The organism is Nocardia aurantia, assembly GCF_009604425.1.
Lineage (GTDB): Bacteria > Actinomycetota > Actinomycetes > Mycobacteriales > Mycobacteriaceae > Nocardia > Nocardia aurantia.
Map to the genome: position 1 here is coordinate 269,310 of NZ_WEGI01000008.1, position 19,827 is coordinate 289,136.

A 19,827-nucleotide genomic window follows, 5' to 3' on the forward strand; every position below is an offset into this window, starting at 1 on the left:
GTAGCCTGTGTGCTGGATCACGTCCGGCGTTTCGGGGCCGCGTTCACTCTGCGGGATTCCCGCCCCGCGGGCCGGGCCGCGGGCGCGATGATCGTGCGGACACCGGCGACCTTCGACACAGTGAGGGGCAGGCATGACGAATGCCGTCGATCCGCGAGAGTTCGTGGCGCAGATCCGGGCTCGGCTGTCCGAGCCCGGCGCCCCCTTCGAGACGGTCGTGGAGGACGTCCTGGGGGTGCCCACGGCGGTCCTGGCGCGCCGCCGCCGCTCGCTGCAGGAACTGCTCGACCAGGCCGTCGAATGGGGTGACCGGGACTACCTGGTGACCGCCGGCAGCCGGATGTCGTTCGCCGAGTACGAGTCCGCCGTCGCCGGGCTGGCGCGGGCTCTGGCGCAGCGCTACGGGGTCGGAAAGGGCGACCGCGTGGGCATTCTCGCGGCCAACACCCCGGAATGGCTCGTGGCCTTCGGCGCCGCCCAGGCGCTCGGCGCGATCGCGGTCGGCTACAACGCCTGGTGGGCGCTGCCCGAGATCGCCTACGGGCTGGCCCACACCACCCCGAAAGTGGTTGTCGCCGACGCGAAACGGGCCGCCGCCCTGGCCGAGGCCGGCGCCGCGGTACCGGTACTCACCATGGCGGAGGATCTGCCGCGCCTGATCGCCGAGCATCCGGGCCCGCGGCCGCGGACCCCGGTCAGCGAGGACGATCCGGCGGTGATCCTCTACACCAGCGGCACCACCGGCCGGCCCAAGGGCGTGGTCGCCACCCAGCGAAACCTGTTGGCGATCGTGGACTATCACCGCTTCATGGACGCCGTCATGGCGGGCTTCGCCGGGCAGCCCTTCGCCGAACCCAGCGACAAGCGCTATCTGCTCACCTCACCGCTGTTCCACATCGCGAGCCTGCACAACCTGGCCCTGCCGCGGCTGGCCACCGGAGCGGCGGTCGTGATCCATTCCGGCGGTTTCGATGTCGACCGGGTGCTGCGCCTGGTGGAGCGCGAGCGGGTCACCCATTGGGGGGCGGTGCCGACGATGGCGCATCGGCTGCTGCAGCAGGACCTGTCCGGATACGACCTGTCCTCGCTGGCCGGTTTCTCGCTGAACACGGCGCCGTCCTCGGCGGCGTTCCATCGGCGGCTGCGCGAGCGGCTGCCGGTCGCGGAGGTCGCGCTGGCGGTGAGTTACGGCCTGACCGAGGCGGGTTCGGCCGCCACCGTGGCCACCACCGCCGATCTGGCGGCGTATCCGGACACGGTGGGGCGGGCGGTGTTCGGCGTCGAGGTCGAGGTGCGCGACGCCGACGGCCGCCCGGCGCCGGACGGGCAGGACGGCGAGATCTGCATCCGCAGTCCCTACGTGATGCTCGGCTACTGGCAGGACGAGGCCGCCACCGCCGCGGCGATCGACGGCGAACGCTGGCTCCGCAGTGGCGATTTCGGCTATCTCCGGGACGGCTGCCTGTTCATGTCCGGCCGCCGCAGCGATCTGATCCTGCGCGGCGGCGAGAACGTGTACCCGGCCGAGATCGAGAGCGTGCTCGACGAACATCCGGCGGTCGTCGAGTCGGCCGTGATCGGGTTGCCCGACGAGGATCTGGGCCAGATCGTCGCGGCCGTCGCGGTGGTCGAGGATCCGGCCGCCGTCGAGGAGGCGAGCCTGCGCGAATTCGCCGCGTCCCGGCTCGCGTATTTCAAGGTGCCGGTTCGCTGGCTGATCACCGCGGAACCGTTGCCGCGCAATGCGACCGGCAAGGTGCTCCGCCGTGGGATAACGATCTGACGACAGACCCGCCTCGGGTCGGGGCGATCGAAGGGTTGCGAGAAATGTTCGACAGCATCATCAAGAACGGCCGGTGGTTCGACGGAACCGGCGCCGCCTCGGCGGTCCGTCACCTCGGGGTCCGGGACGGCCGGGTCGCGGAGATCTCCGCGGCGCCGCTCGACGAAAGCGGTTGCGGCACAGTCGTCGACGCCGCCGGCAAGTGGGTGATCCCCGGCATCCTGGACATCCACACCCACTACGACGTCGAGGTCCTGCTGGAACCGGCGCTGACCGAGTCGGTCCGGCACGGGGTGACCACCATCCTGCTCGGCTCCTGCTCGCTGTCCACCGTGCACGTGGACGCCGAGGGCGCCGGCGACCTGTTCGGGCGCGTGGAAGCGATTCCGCGGCAGTTCGTCATCGACGCGATCGGCGACCTGAAGACCTGGAACAGTGCCGGCGAGTACGCCGCGGCGCTGGAACGACTGCCACTCGGGCCCAATGTGGCCGCGTTCCTGGGGCATTCGGACATCCGCACGGCGGCGATGGGACTGGACCGCGCCACCCGCAAGGAGGTGAAGCCCACCGCCGGCGAGCTGGAGGCCATGCAGCGCAACCTGATCGAGGCGCTGGACGCCGGTTTCGTCGGAATGTCCTCGCAGCAGCTGTTGTTCGACAAGATCGACGGCGAACTGTGCCGCTCCCGGACCCTGCCCTCCACCTACGCCACCACCCGGGAACGCCACCGGCTCAACGCGATTCTGCGGCAACGAGATCGCGCGCTGCAGGGCGGCCCGGACGTCACCCACCCGCAGAGCGTGGTGTCGATGGCGATGAGCACCCTGGGCCTGTGGCGCAATCCGCTGAAGGTGTCCCTGCTGTCGGCCGCCGACCTCAAGGCGGATCCGCGGATCGCGAAGGTCTTCCCGATCACCGCCCGGCTGCTGAACCGATTCGGCGGCAACCTGCGCTGGCAGCAACTCCCGGTGCCGTTCGAGGTGTACGCGGACGGCATCGACTTCGTGATCTTCGAGGAATTCGGCTCCGGCGCGGCGGCTCTGCACCTGTCGAACCAGGTCGAGGAACGGCGGCAACTGCTGCAGGACGAGGCGTACCGGCGGCGGTTCCGCAAGGATTACGAGCGGAAGTTCGGCACCCGGGTGTGGCACCGGGACTTCTTCGACGCCGAGATCGTCGACTGCCCGGACGAATCGGTGATCGGTCGCACCTTCGGGCAGGTCGGCGCCGACCGCGGGGCGCATCCGGTGGACGCGTTCCTGGACCTCGTGGTCGAGCACGGCGCGAAGGTGCGCTGGCGCACCACCATCTCCAACCACCGCGAGGAGGTGCTGAACCGCTTCGCCGCCGATCCCGGTATGCAACTGGGTTTCTCGGACGCCGGCGCGCACCTGCGCAACATGGCCTTCTACAACTTCGGGCTGCGGCTGCTGCGCCGGGTGTACCGCGCGGAGCAGGCGGGACGGCCGTTCATGACGGTCGAGCACGCCGTGCACCGGCTCACCGGCGAACTCGCCGACTGGTACGGCCTCGACGCCGGCCACCTGCGCGCCGGCGACCCGGCCGATCTGGTCGTGATCGATCCGGCGAAACTGGACGACAGCCTCGACGCGTACGCGGAGAGCGCGGTGCCGTGCTACGGCGGACTGTCCCGCATGGTCAACCGCAACGATGACACCGTGAACGCGGTATTCGTCGGCGGGACACACGTTTTCGGCAACGGCGAGGCTTCGGCAGAGCTCGGGTCCCGGCGCACTGGGCAGTTCCTGCGGACCGACTAAGCCGCCGATTGGGAGCGACCGCCGTGACGCTTCGGGGATGCCGGGAGCGACCGAGCCGTGACGTCTTGGTGATGCCGGGACCACAGCGGTCGTAGTTGTCGGCGGGGGAGGGCGACAGCCCGAGTTGGCCGCGACGCCGACAGCCTGGGATGGGGGTGGTCCGAGTTGCCGGGGTACTGGTGGTGTCGCCGGGACTCCGGGAGCTCACGCCGCACTATTGCGGCTGAGGACGTTCGCGGCCCGCAGGGTGGGGCGCCCTGCGGGCCGCGCGCCCGGCCGGAGTCGGGGGCGTGATGCCGGCCGGGAGTCGGGTCAGCGCGTCGGCGGGGTGACCGGGGCTCGCCAGGCGCGGGCGTAGCGGCGCTGATCGGGCGCGTCGATCTCCTTGCTGCGGTAGACGACATAGGGCCGGACCAGGTAGCCGACCGGTGCGCTGAACATGTGCACCAGGCGGGTGTAGGGCCAGAAACCGATGAGCGCCAGCACGATCAGGCCGTGCGCCTGGAACGTCCACGGCGTCCCCACCATCAGGTCGGGTTGTGGGTGTGGCGTGAACAGGCCGCGGAACCACGGCGACACCGTCTCGCGGTAGTTGTAGGTGCCCCAGAGCAGGTTGCTGCCGACCGTGTTCAGCAGTCCGGTGATCAGCGCGCCCGCCAGCAGCACGTACATCACCTTGTCGTTGGTGGTGGTCGCCACCCGCACGGCGGGCACGGTGATCCGGCGGTACAACAGGATTCCGATTCCCACGATCACCGCCACCCCCGCGACCGATCCGGCCGAGACCGCCACCACGTGATAGAGGTGCTCGGAGACACCGGCCGCATCGGTCCACGACTGCGGAATCAGCACGCCCAGAACATGTCCGCCGATCACCCCGAGCATCCCGAAGTGAAACAGCGGACTGCCCAGCCGCAGCAGCCGCGACTCGTAGATCTGCGACGACCGGGTGGTCCAGCCGAATTGATCGGTGCGGTAACGCCACAGATGGCCCAGCACGAACGAGGTGAAGGCGACGTAGGGCAACGTCAGCCAGACGATCGAGGTCATCGACGGCTCTCTCCAGCGGGGAACATCGAGGGGTCCATGGCGAACGGCTCCAGGCCGACCTCCTCCTCGGGGGGCCCGGCGGCGGCCAGTTCGGCGATCCGCCGGCGGTCCGCCGTGGTCAGCGGCGGCAACGTCGCCACCACCGCGGCCAGGATCGCGGCGTACGGGGAACCGCTGTCGGACAACGACAGTCGCAACAGTTCCACGACCGGGAGGTGCTCACCGAGCAGCCGTTCACCGCCGACGGGGTCCACGGTCGCCGCGAATTCCAGCAGCACCGGCAGGTGATCGGGCAGCTCGCTGTCGTCGAGTTCGGCGCCGGCGTGCCGGTAGGCGTGCTTGAACCGCAGTAGTGCCATGCCGCGCTTGCGCGTGTCGCCGTAGGCGTAGAAGGTGAGATGCAGGCTGGCCCGGCGGCGCAGGTCGAAGGTCTCGACGTACTGCTGCGCCAGCGTGATCGGATCGGTCTCGCGCAGATGGGTGATGACACCGAGCAGATGCCCGCGCACCGACTCCGGGAGTTCTTCCGCGGCAGAAGACAATTGGTCGAGCATGGCGAGCAACTCGGCGGCGGGATAGTCCAGGAGCAGAGCCGAGAGCCGCCACACCAGCTGCCGATCGCGTTCCGGCATGGGGACTGCCGGGGTGGGCCGCCGCCGCAGATTCAGCAGTGCCATGTCAGCGGCTCCCTTCGCGTCGCGTGTCGGTGCGGAAATACGCCGGTGTGCAACGGCGCGGGCCGAATTTCACTGCGGCACAGTGCCAGCGGAGCCGATGCCGCGCTACGGTCTGCGGCCGGCGTAGTGGCTGTGCCTGTGCTCATGCGGGTGGCTGTGCTGGTACCGGTGCCCGTGCTGGTGGCTGTGCCCATGCCCATGCTCGTGCCCATGCTCGTGCCTGTTCCTGTGCTGGCGGCTGCGCCTACGCTCATGCCCTGGCCTATGCCTATGCCTATGCCTATGCCTACGTCTCGGTTCGGCCCCGCGGCAGCGGATCTGCCGAGGCGGTGCTCCGATGGGGATCGGAACACTGTGGGGCGCGGCCACGGCCGATCGGTGGTGCTCATCGCGCTGCTCCGGTCGGCTCCGGTGCGGTCTCGCCGGTGGTCCGGTCGGTGCCGTTTCCGGCGGGTAGGCCCACCGCATCGCCGTCGTGGTGGTGTGCCCCGTTGCCGTTGCCGTTGCCGTCGCCGTTGCCGTTGCCGTTGCCGTTGCCGTTGCCGTTGGCATCGGCCGTGCCGCTGCCGCCGCTGCGATCGGCATCAGCGGCACTGCCGTTGCCCCCGTGCCCGTTTCGGGTCGGCAGCAGTCCCTCGGTCCGCGACCCGTCCCAGTCGAGCAGGTTGATCCGCTGCGACTTCTGGTCCGGTGCGGCGCCGTTGGTGTCGGTGAGGTGGAACTTCTCCGCCATCACGTCGAACGCCGTCATGCCGGGTCCGCCGTCGTTGTCCAGACTGCATCCGGTGGCCAGCGAATCCAGTTCGTGCGCGCGGGATGTCGCACCGCTGGGGATGACGTAGCGATGCTCGTACTTGGCGATCGCGAGCAGGCGGTACATCGCCTCGATCTCCTCCGGCGCCAGTCGTACCGCGTCCGGGATCGACAGATCGGGCTCCTGGCCCAGGTTGATCGAGCGCATGAACGACCGCATCGCCGCCAGTCGTTGCAGCGCGGCGCGGACCGGCCCGACGTCACCGGCGGTGAACAGTTCCGCCAGGTACTCGACCGGGATGCGCAGGGCGTCGATGGCGCCGAACAGGTTTCCGGCCCGTTCGCCGTCGTGCCCGGTCTGCGACAGCACATCCACCACCGGCGACAGCGGCGGCACGTACCAGACCATCGGCATGGTCCGGTATTCCGGATGCAGCGGCAGCGCGATCTGGTAGTCGACGATCAGTTTGTACACCGGCGAATCCTGTGCCACGGCAATCCATTCCGGGGAGATCCCGGCCGCCTCGGCCGCCGCGACCACCCGCGGATCGTGTGGGTTCAGGAAGACGCCGAGCTGCGACGGGTACAGGTCCTTCGGATCGGTCACCGAGGCGGCCTCGAGCACAGCGTCGGCGTCGTAGAGCATGACCCCGATGTAGCGCAGCCGCCCGACGCAGGTCTCCGAGCACACGGTCGGCATGCCGACCTCCACCCGGGGATAGCAGAAGGTGCACTTCTCCGCCTTGCCGGTCTTGTGGTTGAAATACACCTTCTTGTACGGACATCCGGTGACGCACTGCCGCCAGCCGCGGCAGCGGTCCTGGTCAACCAGCACGATGCCGTCCTCGGCGCGCTTGTAGATCGCGCCGGACGGGCACGCGGCCGCGCACGCCGGGTTCAGGCAGTGCTCGCAGATCCGGGGCAGATAGAACATGAAGGTCTGCTCGAATTCGAGCTTCACCTGCTCGGACAGCTTGGACAGCAACGGATCCCGGCCGACCTGCTCGGGCCCGGAACCCAGGTCGTCGTCCCAGTTGGCGCCCCAGGTGACCTTCGTATCCTGGCCGGTGATCAGCGATTTCGGCCGCGCGACCGGGGTGGTGTCCATCGCCGGGGCGTTGAGCAGATTGTCGTAGTCGTAGCTCCACGGGTCGTAGTAGTCCGACACCGTGGGCAGATCCGGATTGGCGAAGATGTTCAGCAGCCGCTTCAGCCGGGAACCGGACTTCAGGGTGAGCCGGCCCCGGCGGTCCAGGGTCCAGCCGCCCTTCCACCGCTCCTGGTCCTGATACTGCCGTGGATATCCCTGTCCCGGACGGGTTTCCACGTTGTTGAACCAGACGTACTCGGTGCCGCCGCGGTTGGTCCACGCCTGCTTGCAGGTGACGCTGCAGGTGTGGCAGCCGATGCACTTGTCCAGGTTCATCACCATGGACAGTTGTGCCATTACGCGCATGTCAGTACTCCACTTCCTGGCTGCGGCGGCGGATCGTGGTGACCTCGTCACGCTGATTACCGGTGGGACCGTGATAGTTCAGCGCGAAGGACTGCTGCGCGTAGCCGCCGACCAGATGGGTCGGCTTGATCATGATGCGGGTCAGCGCGTTGTGGATGCCGCCGCGTTTGCCGCGGGCGGCGCCGGCCGCGGGCTTGTCCTCGATCCGTGGCACGTCGACCGCCCGGTCCTGCGCGTGGTACATGAACACCGTGCCCTCGGGCATCCGGTGGCTGACGATCGCCCGCGCCACCACGATGCCGTTGCGGTTGCGCGCCTCGATCCAATCGTTGTCCGCCACACCGATCTTCGCGGCGTCGCGTTCGGACATCCAGATCGCCTGGCCGCCGCGCGACAGCGTGAGCATGTGCAGGTTGTCCTGGTACGCGGAGTGGATCGACCACTTCGAATGCGGCGTCAGGTAGCGGACGGTGATCCCGTCCTCGCCGATCGCGCCGACACCCGGTTCCCGGAACAACGCCGTCATGTCCAGCGGGGGCCGGAAGATCGGCAGCTGTTCACCGAGTTCGATCATCCAGTCGTGGTCGAGATAGAAGTGCTGGCGGCCGGTGAGCGTGTGCCACGGTTTCAGGCGTTCGGTGTTGATGGTGAACGGCGAATACCGCCGCCCGCCCGTCTCCGAGCCGGACCATTCCGGTGACGTGATCACCGGCACCGGCCGGGCCTGGGTGTCGGCGAATGTGATTCGCTTACCGCCGTGCTCCTCGGCCAGATCCGCGAGTTCGGTGCCGGTGCGCCGCTCCAGCGCGTGGAAGCCCTCGACGGCCAGCCGGCCGTTGGTGGTGCCGGACAGCGCGAGGATCATCTCCGCCGCGTGCACATCCTTGGCCAGTGACGGACGGCCCTGCGCGACACCGGAGATCACGGTGCCGTTGACCCCCTTCAGGTATTCGACCTCGGCGTCGGGCCGGGTGGTCACCCCCTTGGTGGTGAGCCCGAGGGTCTCCACCAGCGGCCCCAGCGCGGCCATCCGCTCGGCCACCCGCGGGTAGTCCCGTTCCACCACCACCAGTTTCGGCATGGTGATGCCCGGGATCGGTTCGCACTCACCGGCTTTCCAGTCCCGGACCCGGCCACCGGCCTGGGCGAGCGCGTCCGGGGTGTCGTGCTGCAGCGGCACCGCGACCAGATCCTTGCGCACCCCGAGGTGTTTCTCGGCGAGCCAGGAGAATCCGCGCGCGATCCGGTGGAACGCCTCGAAGTCGGTCTTGGCCTCCCACGGCGGCGAGATGGCGGGGGAGAAGGCGTGCACGAACGGATGCATGTCGGTGGAGGACAGGTCGTGCTTCTCGTACCAGGTGGCCGCCGGGAGCACGATATCGGAGAACAGCGTGGTCGAGGTCATCCGGAAGTCCAGCGACAGCAGCAGATCCAGCTTGCCGGTGGCGGCCTGCTCCCGCCACACCAGTTCCTGCGGCCGGACTCCCGCGGCATCGGTGGTCTGCAGGTTGGAGTCCGAGCCCAGCAGATGCCGATGGAAGTACTCGTTGCCCTTGCCGGAGGAACCGAGCAGATTCGCCCGCCACACGGTCAGGCAACGCGGAAAGTTCTCCGGCGCATCGGGATCCTCGCAGGCGAACCGCAGCTCACCCGACTTCAGGCCGTCCACGACATGGTCCTCCGGTGACCGGCCGGCCGCCTCGGCCTCGTCCACCAGATCGAGCGGATTGCGGTCGAAGGTGGGATAACTCGGCATCCAGCCCAGCCGGGAGGCGAGCGCGATGTTGTCGGCGGCGGTGCGGCCGGTGAACCGGCCCGAACCCAGCGGCGAGGCGAAGGAATCGGCGGTGAACGGGTCGTAGCGCCACTGATCGTTGGCCAGGTACCAGAACACCGTGCCCTGCATCTGGCGCGGTGGCCGCTGCCAGTCCAGCCCGAAAGCCAGTGTCGCCCAACCGGTCACCGGCCGGCACTTCTCCTGGCCGACGTAATGTGCCCAGCCGCCGCCGTTGACGCCCTGACAGCCGGTCAGCAGCGTCAAGGTGAAGAAGGAGCGGTAGATCTGGTCGGAGTGGAACCAGTGGTTGGTGCCCGCGCCCATCAGGATCATCGACCGGCCGCCGGAACGCTCTGCGTTGTCGGCGAATTCGCGCGCGATCCGCGCCGCCTGGCTCGCCGGTACCCCGGTGATGCCCTCCTGCCAGGCGGGGGTGTTGGGCTCGGTCGCGTCGTCGTATCCCGTGGGCCAGTGCCCGGGCAGCCCCGGCCGCGCCACCCCGTACTGGGCCAGCAGCAGATCGAAGACGGTCGTCACCCGCCGGCCCGCCACGATCGTGGTCGGCACACCGCGGGTGCAGACCCCCGCGCGATCACCCTCGAAGCGGGGAAACTGCACGGCCGCAGCATCGTCGGTGTGGCCGTGCAGCGTCAGCAGGGGAGAGACGTCTCCCAGATCCAGGTTCCAGCGCCCGGTGCCCGATCCGGTGAAGCGGTCACCGAGGGATCCATTGGGCACCACGGGATTTCCGTCACCGTCGAGCAGCACGGTGCGGAATTCGTCCCCCTCGCCGGTGCGGCCGAGGTCGGCGGCGGTCACGAACTTCCCGGGCCGCCAGGTGCGGCCCTGATACTCGCCGTCGGCGGTCCACCCGCCCTCGGCCTCGTCCAGGGTGACGAGGAACGGCAGATCGGTGTAGCGGGTGACGTAGTCGGTGAACCTCGGGGTGTCGCGATCGACGAAGAATTCCTTCAGGATCACGTGCCCCATCGACATCGCCAGCGCCCCATCGGTTCCCGGCCGGGCCGGCATCCACTCGTCGGCGAACTTGGTGTTGTCGGCGTAGTCGGGGGAGACGACGACCACCTTCTGCCCGCGGTACCGCGCCTCGGTCATGTAGTGCGCGTCGGGCGTCCGGGTGACGGGGACGTTGGAGCCCCACATGATCAGATATCCGGCGTCGAACCAGTCGGCGGACTCCGGCACGTCGGTCTGATCGCCGAACACCTGCGGCGAGGCCACCGGCAGGTCGGCGTACCAGTCGTAGAACGACAGCATCGAGCCGCCCAGCAACGAGATGAACCGCGCCCCGACGGCATGCGACACCATCGACATCGCCGGGATCGGCGAGAAGCCCGCGATCCGGTCCGGCCCGTACCGCTTGATCGTGTGCACGTGCGCGGCCGCGGCGATCTCGGCCGCCTCCCACCACTCCGCCCGCACGAATCCGCCCTTGCCGCGGGCCGACTTGTACGTCCGGGCACGCTCCGGATCCTCGACGATCGCCTCCCAGGCGGCCACCGGATCCTTGTGCAGCGCCTTCGCCTCCCGGTACATCTCCAGCAGCACCCCGCGCACATACGGATAGCGAACGCGCGCAGGCGAATACGTGTACCAGGAGAACGAGGCCCCGCGCGGGCAGCCGCGCGGCTCGTACTCCGGCTTGTCGGCGCCGACCGACGGATAGTCGGTCTGCTGCGACTCCCAGGTGATCACGCCGTCCTTGACGTAGATCTTCCAGGAGCACGACCCGGTGCAGTTCACCCCGTGCGTCGAGCGCACCACCTTGTCGTGCGACCAGCGGTGCCGATAGAACTCGTCGGCGTCCCGCCCGCCCACCTTGTGCACGGTCCGCAGATCCGCCGACACCTCACCCCGATGGAAGTACCGGCCCAGGCGCAACAGCGCGTCACCGGCATTCCCGCCGGATCGATCCGTAGCGGAATCGGGTGCCGAACCCCGCGTATCCGAAATAACCACGACACCCCCAACGGGCGAGAGACAGGCTGCTGATCCCGACTGTAGGGAGCCGTCCACGCGCGGCAAAACATTCACCTCACACCCCGGATCGGGGGAATGTGCGCTGTGAGTTCGGGGAAACCTGCCGGTCACTGCGCGATTGCCGCGTAATACCCTCGTCCAGGGGCCGACCTGGGCCGATACCGTCCGCACCGTGCAATTCCGATGATCGGAGAGCGCGCCGGACGCTCATCGGTGAAGCTTTGGAAACCGCCGCTTCTCGGCTGATTAACAAATGTTTACATTCAGCGAGGGGTCGCGACCGGTCCGAACGGATATGTCCCTACCGGTGATCGCAGGCGCCGTCGCACCCGCGGGAACCGTTCGCCGACAGATTGCCGGGTCGCCGCCACCCGGTCCGCTCGCACCGGCCTCGTCCCGTTCCGCCCGAGTCTGTCGTGGGGCACCGCGGCCTCCCCTGCCCTGCCTCGCGCTGCCCCCGCTGTCGCCGTCGCCGGTCACCGCGCGCAGTCCGTCGTCATCGACAGCTCGGCCGGCGAGGGCACCCGCGCCGCGGTGTGATGCCGTCGTCGCCGCGTCGCTGTTCCGCCCGGGTTGCTGTCGCCATGTCGATGTCGGGCCTGGCGCCACCGCCGTTCCGTCGCCGGCCCGTCGGTCGCCCGCCACCGTGCGACTGCCCCGCCGGTGCCCTGCGCGGCCGCCGAGCCGGGCACACCGCCACCCCCGGCCCGGCCCCGGGCCATCTATTCGCCGACCAGTTCGGCCTCCGTTTCCAGCACGCGGATGGCTGCGGCCGGAACCTGAAGCGCCCCAGGCGTATACACCACCGCGCGCAGATCACCGGTGTAGCGGAACGGCCCCCGCTGCTCACGGAGCTCCCAGGCGACCGGCCCGCGGGCGTCGACGCCGACGGATATGCCTGTCCAGGGCGACATTCCGGCCAGCTGCACCCGGTCCAGGAGTTCGGCCACCGGCACGTCGTCGATCGTGACCGTGAAATCCCAGCGCAGTTTCGGCCGCACCGTCGCCGTCAGTGCGATCCGCCGGGCTCCGGCCGGAATCGGCGCGGAGGTCTCGGTGTAGACGCCGTACCCGTTGTAACCGAACACGATTCGCCCGCCCAGCACGTACAGCAGATAGCCACCCTGCGGATCGCCGTGCGCCACCAGCACACCCTCGTCGCCGGCGGCGTAACCGCCCAGCTCCACTGTGACGGTGAAGTCCCGGTAGGCGATCAGCCGCTGCGACCGGTAGCGCTCCAGCGTCGGGGTGCCGGGCAGGATGCGCAGCGGCTGCGACCAGCGCGCCTCCTCCGGCCGCCGCCGCGCCAGATCCTGCCGGGTGATCAGCGGGAACACTGTGTTGCGCCAGCCCGCCTCGTCCCAGGCTGCCGCCAGTTCCGCCACCTTCTCCGGATACCGTTCCGAAAGGTCGTGCAGTTCGGTCGGATCGGTGCGCACGTCGAACAGTTGCCACCGCGGATCGTCGACGTCGTGCCGGGGATCGTGCAGCGCCAGCAACTTCCAGCCATCCCGGTAGAACCCGCGATGCCCGGTGATCTCCGAGTACTGCTCGACATGCCGCGACCGGACGGCCGGATCACGCAGCACGCCGGTCGCGGGGACGCCGTCGAACTCCTTGGCGGGCAACCCGTTCCGAACGCTCGGCCGATTCAGCCCGGCCAGCTCCAGCAGGGTCGGCGCCAAATCGGTGACGTACACATACTCGTCGCGAAGAGTGTTCTCCGGCAATCCCTTCGGCCAGGAGATCACGAAGGGCACCCGGACCCCACCGGCGAAGGTCTGCCCCTTGTAGAACCGGAACGGAGTGTTCGACGCCTGCCCCCACCCGCGCGGATAGTGCACGCCGAGCCGCGCGGTGCCGATCAGATCCACGTCGTGCGGGACGTCACCGACCCAGTCCGGATCGTCGACGTGTGCGAATTCCGCCAGATAACTGCGGGTGCCGACCGGACCGCCCTCCGCGGTGCCGCCGTTGTCGGAGGTGAACACCACGATCGTGTTGTCCAGCTCGCCGAGCTGTTCGACGGTGTCCAGCAACCGGCCGAGGCTCTGGTCGATGTTGTCTACGATCGCCGCGTACACCTCCATGTAGCGAGCGAACCGCTGCTGCTCCTCGGCCGACAGCGAATCCCATTCCTGCGCTTCGTATCCCGGCTCGGTGTTGCGTGGCTTCTGCTCGGTGCCGGGCGGGAACAGGCCCGCCGCCAGTTGCGCGGCGAACCGGCTGCGGCGCAACTCGTCCCAGCCCGCGGCGTACCGGCCGCGATACTTGGCGATGTCCGCGTCCTTGGCCTGCAACGGCCCGTGGATCGCCACATGCGCGAAGTACAGGAAGAACGGCTTGTCGGCGTCGTGCGCGCGCAGGTCCTTCAGGTACGAGATCGCTTTGTCGGTGAGATCGTCGGTGACATAGTACCCCTGGGGATATTCGTCGACGTCGACCGCCGAACTGTCCGAGATCAGCTGATTCGGATGGAAGTACGAGTTGAACCCCTCCAGCGACCCGTAGTACCGGTCGAATCCGCGCTGGGTCGGCCACGAGTCCCGATGTGCTCCCGGATGCAGCGTGGCATCGCGGACCAGATGCCACTTCCCGACGGCGTAGGTGGCGTAGCCGTTGTGCCGCAATATTTCCGGCAGGGTCAGTACGTCGTCGGCGAGCTCCAGCCGCAGGCCCGGATAGCCCGGATCGGCATTGGCGACGAACCCGAAACCCGCTCGGTGCGAGTTGATCCCGGTCAGCAATGCCGCGCGCGACGGCGAGCACAACGGCGTGGTGTGATAGTTGGTCAGTCGAATACCGTTCTGTGCCAATAGATCCAGCGTCGGCGTCGCGATCTCGGACCCGAACGGCCCGATGTCGCTGAAACCCATGTCGTCGACCAGGACGACGATGATGTTGGGGGCGCCGGCGGGCGCCGCCGGCGGGTAGGTCCACTCCGGAGTGGAGCCGGCCGTGGTGCGGCCGATCGTTCCGGCGAACTGTTCGTAACCGCGGGCGTGCTCAGGTAGGGGCATGCGGGCAGCCAAGCATCGGTGGCCACCGGCGAGCCAGGGTTGCGCTCATCGTGTACACAATCGACTACACACTTTCGCAAGGGTTTCGTGCACGCTGCGAATAACCAGTGACCAGGCACAGCAGGCGTCATACCGTCCCAACCATGCACACGAGTCGACCGAGCGCGCGCACCGCCGGTTCCGCGCCGGAACCGGAGTGCTGCTGTTGCACCGCATGCGAATGACGCGCACCGTCCCGGTGCGCGCTCCTTCGCCGCTGCCGAATCCACGGCCGGCCACCGCAACCGCGACGCATCCCGGTTGACGAGATGAACCGGCCCGTATCGCGAGGAATCCAGATGAATTCGACCCCCGGCGCGCTGGGCCGCCGTTCGTTTCTGCGCACCGCGAGCGTGGTCGCGCTCGCGACCGCCGGCGGTGGCCTCCTGGCGGCTTGCAGTTCGGCTGTCGGCGAACAGAAGTCGCAGGGTGGAGACAACACCGCGCCAGTGAGGGGCGGCACGCTCAGCATCGCCACCATCAGCGATGTGGTGCCCGGCAACTTCTTCACCAACACCTCCGGCGCGGTCCTGCTCATCGGCCTGGTGTACGAATCGCTGATCCGCTACCCGCACGACAAGGTGCAACCGGGCCCGCTGCTGGCCAAGTCGTGGACCGCCGGCGCCGACGGAAAATCGCTGACGCTGGAACTGCGCGACGACGTCACCTTCCACAGCGGCCGCCCGTTCACCGCCGCCGACGCCGAATTCTCGCTGCGCACCTATGCCGACCCGAAATGGTCCGGTCAGCTGAAGAGTACCGCCGCCGCGATCACGAATTACGACTCCAGCGATCCGCACCGGCTGGTCCTGCAATTCGAGCATCCGCTCGGCAATATCTTCGATCTGCTCGACACCGTGCCGATCATCGACAAGGAGAGTTTCGCCGCCTTCGCCACCGGCGACAAGTACATCGGCACCGGCCCGTTCCAGCTCACCGAGCGCACGCCCAACACCCGGTTCGTCTTCGAGAAGAACAGCCGGTACTGGGTGCCGGATCGGCCCTACCTGGACCGGATCGAGGCGCAGATCGTCGGCGATTCGCAGGCGCAGTTGAACGCGCTGAAGTCCGGCCGGGTGCTCGTCGCGGATGCGATCAACTATCGCGACACCGAGAACATCGGCAAGACAGCGGGTTTCAAGACCACCAACTACGACGGCGCGGAGCTGCAACTGTACGTGGGCGCGAACGTCACCAATGCGGCCCTGGCCGACGTGCGGTTGCGCCAGGCCGTCGCCTACGCGCTGGACCGGGATCGGATCGTCTCGGAAGTGCTGCGCGGCGGCGGATATCCGATCAACGTACCCTGGCCGAAGAACTCCCCGGCCTTCGACCAGGCCCGCAACACGAAGTACTCCCGCGATCTCGCGAAGGCGAAAGCGCTTGTGGCACAGATAGGTTCGGTGCCGAAACTGCCGCTGACCTACAACACCCTGTCGCCGTTCTACCAGTCGACCGCGCAGATCGTGCAGGCGAATCTGGCCGAGATCGGCATCGAGACCACGTTGGACCCGCAGGAGAACGCGACCTTCGTGAAGAACCTGATCGGCGCGAACTTCCCCGGCCTGTGGGTCACCGACCATTCCTGGGCGCAGTTCGTGCCGTCCACGCTCACCGTGAGCGCCTACCCGTTCAACGCCCGGAAGAACGCCTCCCACTACGACTCTCCGGCCTACGTGGCCGCCGCCGACGCGGCCTGGCAGACCGCCGACGGCACCGGTGCCCGAGCGGTGCAGGCGTACCAGGCGCTGTCCGACCAACTGCTCGAGGGCCTGTTCCTGATCGAGATCGGCGTCCGTTTCCAGCAGGTGGCGACCGCGGCGAAGGTGCACGGTCTGGACTGGACCAAGCGCCGCGAAACCCTCTACAACGGGGTGTATCTGGCATGATCCGATATCTGTTGCGGCGCTTGCCGTCTCTGCTGGTCGTCCTGTTCGTGGCCTCGGTGCTGATCTTCCTGGTGTTGCGGCTGGTGCCCGGCGACCCGGCGCACATCCTCGCCGGCGGCGACGCCACGCCCGACACCGTCGCCGCCATCCGGCACCAGCTCGGCCTGGACCGGTCGATTCCGGCCCAGTACCTCACCTGGCTGGGCGACATCTTCACCTGGAATCTCGGCCGCTCCTACATCATCGGCGGGCAGATCACCGATCTGGTCGGCGCGGCCTTCGGTAACACGCTGGTCCTGGCGCTGACGGCGCTGCTGCTGGCGATCGTGGCCGCGGTGCTGCTGGCGACGGCCACGGTGTTGTGGCCGAGCCGCTGGCTGACCGCGTTCGCCACCGCGCTGAACACGGTGGCGGTCGCGGTGCCGACCTTCGTCACCAGCGTGCTGCTGGTGCTGCTGTTCGCGGTGGTCTTTCCGATCCTGCCCGCGGGCGGCGTACCGCCGGACGGCTTCATCGCCCGGCCCGACATCGCCGTGCAGTACCTGATCCTGCCGGCGGTGTGCCTGGCGCTGCCGGTGTTCGCGGCGCTGACCCGCTTCCTCACCGAGGCGCTGCGCACCGAACTGGGCAGGCAGTACGTGCTCACCGCGCGTTCGCTGGGAATTCCGCACCGGCAGATCGTGATTCGCGGCGCGCTGCGCAACGCGGCGCCGTCCGCGCTGACCGCGCTCGGCGTGCAGACCGGCCAACTGCTCGGCGGCGCGGTCCTGGTCGAGGCCACCTTCGCGTGGCCGGGCATCGGCCAGCTCATCCAGCAGGGCATCAGCCGCCGTGACTATCCCGTGGTACAGGTGCTGTTGCTGCTGTCGGTGGTGATATTCGTGGCCATCCAGCTGATCACCGACCTGGTGCACGCCTGGCTGGATCCGCGCATCCGGATCGGCGGCCCGGCATGACCGGTCAGGGGCCGGAGGCGGCAGCGGAGCGTACCCACGCAGGCCCCCCGGTCATGCCCGATGGATACGGCATGACCACCTTGATCGACGAAGTCGCGACCGAAGGCGAAGGGCGACGACCGCATTCGCTGCCGCGCGCCCTCCGTAGCGGACAGGGCCTGGCCGGACTGCTGCTGGTCGTGGTGATCGCCGCCGCGGGCCTGTTCGCCGATCTGCTCACCGGTTACGGTCCGCTGGTTCAGATTCCGGGCGCGAATCTGCTGGGTGCGAGCGCCACGCACTGGTTCGGCACCGACCATCTCAACCGGGACGTGTTCTCCCGTGCGCTGCACGGCATCCGGGTCGATCTGCTCATCGTGTTCGTCGCGGTGCCGATCGGGGCGGTCGTCGGATCCCTGGTCGGTCTGCTGGCCACCACCAACGCCGTCGCGGATGTGGTGGCGCAGCGAATCTTCGACGTGATCCTCGCCTTCCCCACGCTGATCTTCGCGATCGCGCTGGCCGCGGTGATCGGCCCTGGCACCGGCGCGGTCGTGATCGTGATCATCGCCGCGGAGATCCCGGGCTTCGGCCGGCAGATCCGCACGGCGGTGCTGCGGGTCCGCGAGCAGCCCTATGTCGAGGCCGCCGAGGTGATCGGCGCCGGAACCTGGTGGACGCTGCGAAAGCATGTGCTGCCCAACGTGTTCGAGCCACTCATCGTCCAGTTCGCGCTGTCGCTGTCGCTGGGCGTGTTCGTGGAGAGCGCGATGAGCTTCATCGGCATCGGGGTCCGCCCGCCGCAGCCCTCGCTGGGATCGATCATCGCCGAGTCGATTCCGAACCTGGACGCCAATCCCGCGTTCGCCGTGGGACCGCTGGTGCTGGTGGCGGGACTGACGCTCGGCTTCCTGTTGATCGCCCAGGCCCTCGGCCGGGCCCGTCGGGCGGGGTGACCACCGTGACCGCATCCAGTACCGTCCTCTCGCCGATCGGAACGGACCCCGTCGTGAACGCTGCCCCCGCCTCCCCGCCCGATACCGCCCCGGTCCTCGACATCCGGGAGCTCTCGGTGCGTTTCGGCGCGCGAACCGTTGTGGACAAGGTGACGTTGCGGGTGGGCCGGGGTGAGGTCGTCGCCCTGGTGGGAGAGTCCGGTTCCGGCAAGTCGCTGACCGCCCGGTCGGTGGCCGGCCTGCTGCCCGACGGCGCCCGCGCCGAGGGCTCGATCCTGCTCGGCGGAACCGAAACCGTCGGCGCCGCCGAGGAACAGCTGCGCGCGCTGCGTGGCACCCGGGTGGCGATGGTGTTCCAGGAGCCGCAGACCGCGCTGAATCCGGTCCAGAAGATCGGCACCCAGCTCGCACAGGCCTTGCGGGCGCACGGGAAGATCGGCCGGGCCGCGGCCCGCGCCCGCGCGATCGAACTGCTTCGGCAGGTGGACATTCCGGAGCCGGAGCGCCGGGTGGACTGGTATCCGCATCAGCTGTCCGGCGGCCAGCGGCAGCGGGTCGTGATCGCGCTGGCGCTGTCCGGCGAACCCGATCTGCTGATCGCCGACGAGCCCACCACCGCGCTGGACGTCACCGTGCAGGCGGAGATCCTGGACCTGCTGCGACATCTCCAGCGCCGCAACGGGACCGCGATCCTGTTCATCACCCACAACCTCGGCGTGGTGGCCGAGATCGCGGACCGGGTGGTGGTGCTGCGCGACGGCCGGGTGATCGAGCAGCAGCCGGTCCGCGAGCTGTTCGCGACACCGCGTGAGTCCTACACCCGCAGCCTGCTGGCCGCGGTGCCGCGGCTGCCGGAGTCCGCCGAGATCGCCGCCGGATCGGCCGGATCGGCCGAGGCGAAGGCATCGGTGCTGGAGATCGACACGCTGAGCGTCGTGTATCGCAGCCGGGGTCGCGCGTTCCGGGCGCTGCACGAGGTCTCGCTGACGGTCGCGCCGCGCGAGGTGGTCGGCCTGGTCGGTGAATCCGGTTCGGGCAAGAGCACACTCGGCCGGGTGGCGCTGGGCCTGGTGCGCGCGGAGACGGGCCGGGTGGCGCTGCAGGGCACCGAACTCACCGGCCTGCCGGGCCGCGAACTGCGCGGCCTGCGCCGCAATGTGGCGCTGGTGCACCAGGATCCGGCCGCCTCGCTGGATCCGCGGCGCACCGTCGCGGAGTCGATCGGGGAACCGTTGCAGGTCCATCGGGTCGCGAGCGGTTCGCTGCTGCGGGCCAAGGTGGGCGACCTGCTCGAGTCGGTGCGGCTGCCGCGCGACTACGCCGGACGGCTGCCCGCCGAATTGTCCGGCGGTCAGCGGCAACGGGTCGCCCTGGCCCGCGCCCTGGCGCTGACGCCCCGGCTGCTGGTCGCCGACGAGCCCACCAGCGCGCTGGACGTCTCGATCCAGGCACAGGTCCTGGACCTGTTCGCCGACCTGCGCGCCGAATACGGCTTCTCCTGCCTGTTCATCAGCCACGACCTGGCCGTGGTGCACCGCGTCGCCGACCGGGTGGTCGTCCTGCGGGGCGGGTCGGTGGTCGAAACGGGCACGGCCACCCAGGTTTTCGTCGCACCGCGAGCGGAGTACACGCGCCGGCTGGTCGCGGCGGTCCCGATCCCGGATCCGGCCGCCCGCGGGACCGGACTGCCACTGGCCGCGAGCGCCTGAC

At 69.0% G+C, this 19,827-nt stretch carries 11 protein-coding genes; 6 read left to right on the forward strand and 5 right to left on the reverse strand.

Going from position 1 to position 19,827, the window contains the following annotated elements; all coding sequences use genetic code 11:
* Positions 1-133 precede the first annotated feature (133 nt).
* The gene (locus tag NRB56_RS19385) at positions 134-1,783 is read left to right on the forward strand and encodes a class I adenylate-forming enzyme family protein (RefSeq protein ID WP_153344157.1); all 1,650 of its coding nucleotides are present in this window, start codon (positions 134-136) and stop codon (positions 1,781-1,783) included.
* 44 nt (positions 1,784-1,827) lie between these two features.
* Positions 1,828-3,564, forward strand: a complete 1,737-nt coding sequence (locus NRB56_RS19390; RefSeq protein ID WP_153344159.1) for an N-acyl-D-amino-acid deacylase family protein — start codon at positions 1,828-1,830, stop codon at positions 3,562-3,564.
* Between the two features lie 312 nt (positions 3,565-3,876).
* Here NRB56_RS19390 and narI read toward each other — a convergent pair whose 3' ends face one another.
* The 5 genes from narI to NRB56_RS19415 all read right to left on the reverse strand — a co-directional run bounded on the left by narI (position 3,877) and on the right by NRB56_RS19415 (position 14,298).
* On the reverse strand, positions 3,877-4,614 hold the full coding sequence (gene narI / locus NRB56_RS19395; protein ID WP_153344160.1) for a respiratory nitrate reductase subunit gamma: 738 nt from the start codon (positions 4,612-4,614) through the stop codon (positions 3,877-3,879).
* Entirely contained in the window at positions 4,611-5,291 is a 681-nt protein-coding gene (gene narJ / locus NRB56_RS19400) for a nitrate reductase molybdenum cofactor assembly chaperone (RefSeq protein WP_153344162.1), read from the reverse strand. Before narJ ends, narI begins: the two co-directional genes overlap by 4 nt.
* A 385-nt stretch (positions 5,292-5,676) precedes the next feature.
* Complete coding sequence (narH, locus tag NRB56_RS19405; protein ID WP_227838051.1) at positions 5,677-7,491, reverse strand: nitrate reductase subunit beta; 1,815 nt, start codon at positions 7,489-7,491, stop codon at positions 5,677-5,679.
* Positions 7,492-7,501: 10 nt separating this feature from the next.
* Complete coding sequence (locus NRB56_RS19410) at positions 7,502-11,257, reverse strand: nitrate reductase subunit alpha (protein WP_406603503.1); 3,756 nt, start codon at positions 11,255-11,257, stop codon at positions 7,502-7,504.
* Positions 11,258-12,000: 743 nt separating this feature from the next.
* On the reverse strand, positions 12,001-14,298 hold the full coding sequence (locus NRB56_RS19415) for an arylsulfatase (RefSeq protein ID WP_153344166.1): 2,298 nt from the start codon (positions 14,296-14,298) through the stop codon (positions 12,001-12,003).
* Positions 14,299-14,636: 338 nt separating this feature from the next.
* On the opposite strand from NRB56_RS19415, the gene NRB56_RS19420 reads away from it, so the two are divergent.
* From NRB56_RS19420 to NRB56_RS19435, 4 genes are all read left to right on the forward strand, one after another.
* The gene (locus tag NRB56_RS19420; RefSeq protein WP_153344167.1) at positions 14,637-16,226 is read left to right on the forward strand and encodes an ABC transporter substrate-binding protein; all 1,590 of its coding nucleotides are present in this window, start codon (positions 14,637-14,639) and stop codon (positions 16,224-16,226) included.
* A complete protein-coding gene (locus NRB56_RS19425; RefSeq protein WP_153344169.1) occupies positions 16,223-17,182 on the forward strand; it encodes an ABC transporter permease in 960 nt (319 codons plus the stop codon). Before NRB56_RS19420 ends, NRB56_RS19425 begins: the two co-directional genes overlap by 4 nt.
* Before the next feature lie 71 nt (positions 17,183-17,253).
* Positions 17,254-18,117 carry an ABC transporter permease gene (locus NRB56_RS19430; protein ID WP_153344171.1) on the forward strand — a complete coding sequence of 288 codons (864 nt, stop codon included), beginning with the start codon at positions 17,254-17,256 and terminating at the stop codon, positions 18,115-18,117.
* A gap of 53 nt (positions 18,118-18,170) precedes the next feature.
* Positions 18,171-19,826, forward strand: coding sequence for an ABC transporter ATP-binding protein (locus tag NRB56_RS19435; protein ID WP_319943254.1), 1,656 nt, complete (start codon positions 18,171-18,173; stop codon positions 19,824-19,826).
* The last annotated feature ends 1 nt before the right edge of the window (position 19,827 follow it).

What these genes read in the sequence shown, in the direction of transcription:
- NRB56_RS19430 (WP_153344171.1), top strand. Translation starts at nt 17,254, where the DNA reads ATGACCACCTTGATCGACGAAGTCGCGACCGAAGGCGAAGGGCGACGA.
- NRB56_RS19425 (WP_153344169.1), top strand. Translation starts at nt 16,223, where the DNA reads ATGATCCGATATCTGTTGCGGCGCTTGCCGTCTCTGCTGGTCGTCCTG.
- narH (WP_227838051.1), bottom strand. Translation starts at nt 7,491, where the DNA reads ATGGCACAACTGTCCATGGTGATGAACCTGGACAAGTGCATCGGCTGC.
- NRB56_RS19385 (WP_153344157.1), top strand. Translation starts at nt 134, where the DNA reads ATGACGAATGCCGTCGATCCGCGAGAGTTCGTGGCGCAGATCCGGGCT.
- narJ (WP_153344162.1), bottom strand. Translation starts at nt 5,291, where the DNA reads ATGGCACTGCTGAATCTGCGGCGGCGGCCCACCCCGGCAGTCCCCATG.
- narI (WP_153344160.1), bottom strand. Translation starts at nt 4,614, where the DNA reads ATGACCTCGATCGTCTGGCTGACGTTGCCCTACGTCGCCTTCACCTCG.
- NRB56_RS19420 (WP_153344167.1), top strand. Translation starts at nt 14,637, where the DNA reads ATGAATTCGACCCCCGGCGCGCTGGGCCGCCGTTCGTTTCTGCGCACC.
- NRB56_RS19390 (WP_153344159.1), top strand. Translation starts at nt 1,828, where the DNA reads ATGTTCGACAGCATCATCAAGAACGGCCGGTGGTTCGACGGAACCGGC.
- NRB56_RS19415 (WP_153344166.1), bottom strand. Translation starts at nt 14,298, where the DNA reads ATGCCCCTACCTGAGCACGCCCGCGGTTACGAACAGTTCGCCGGAACG.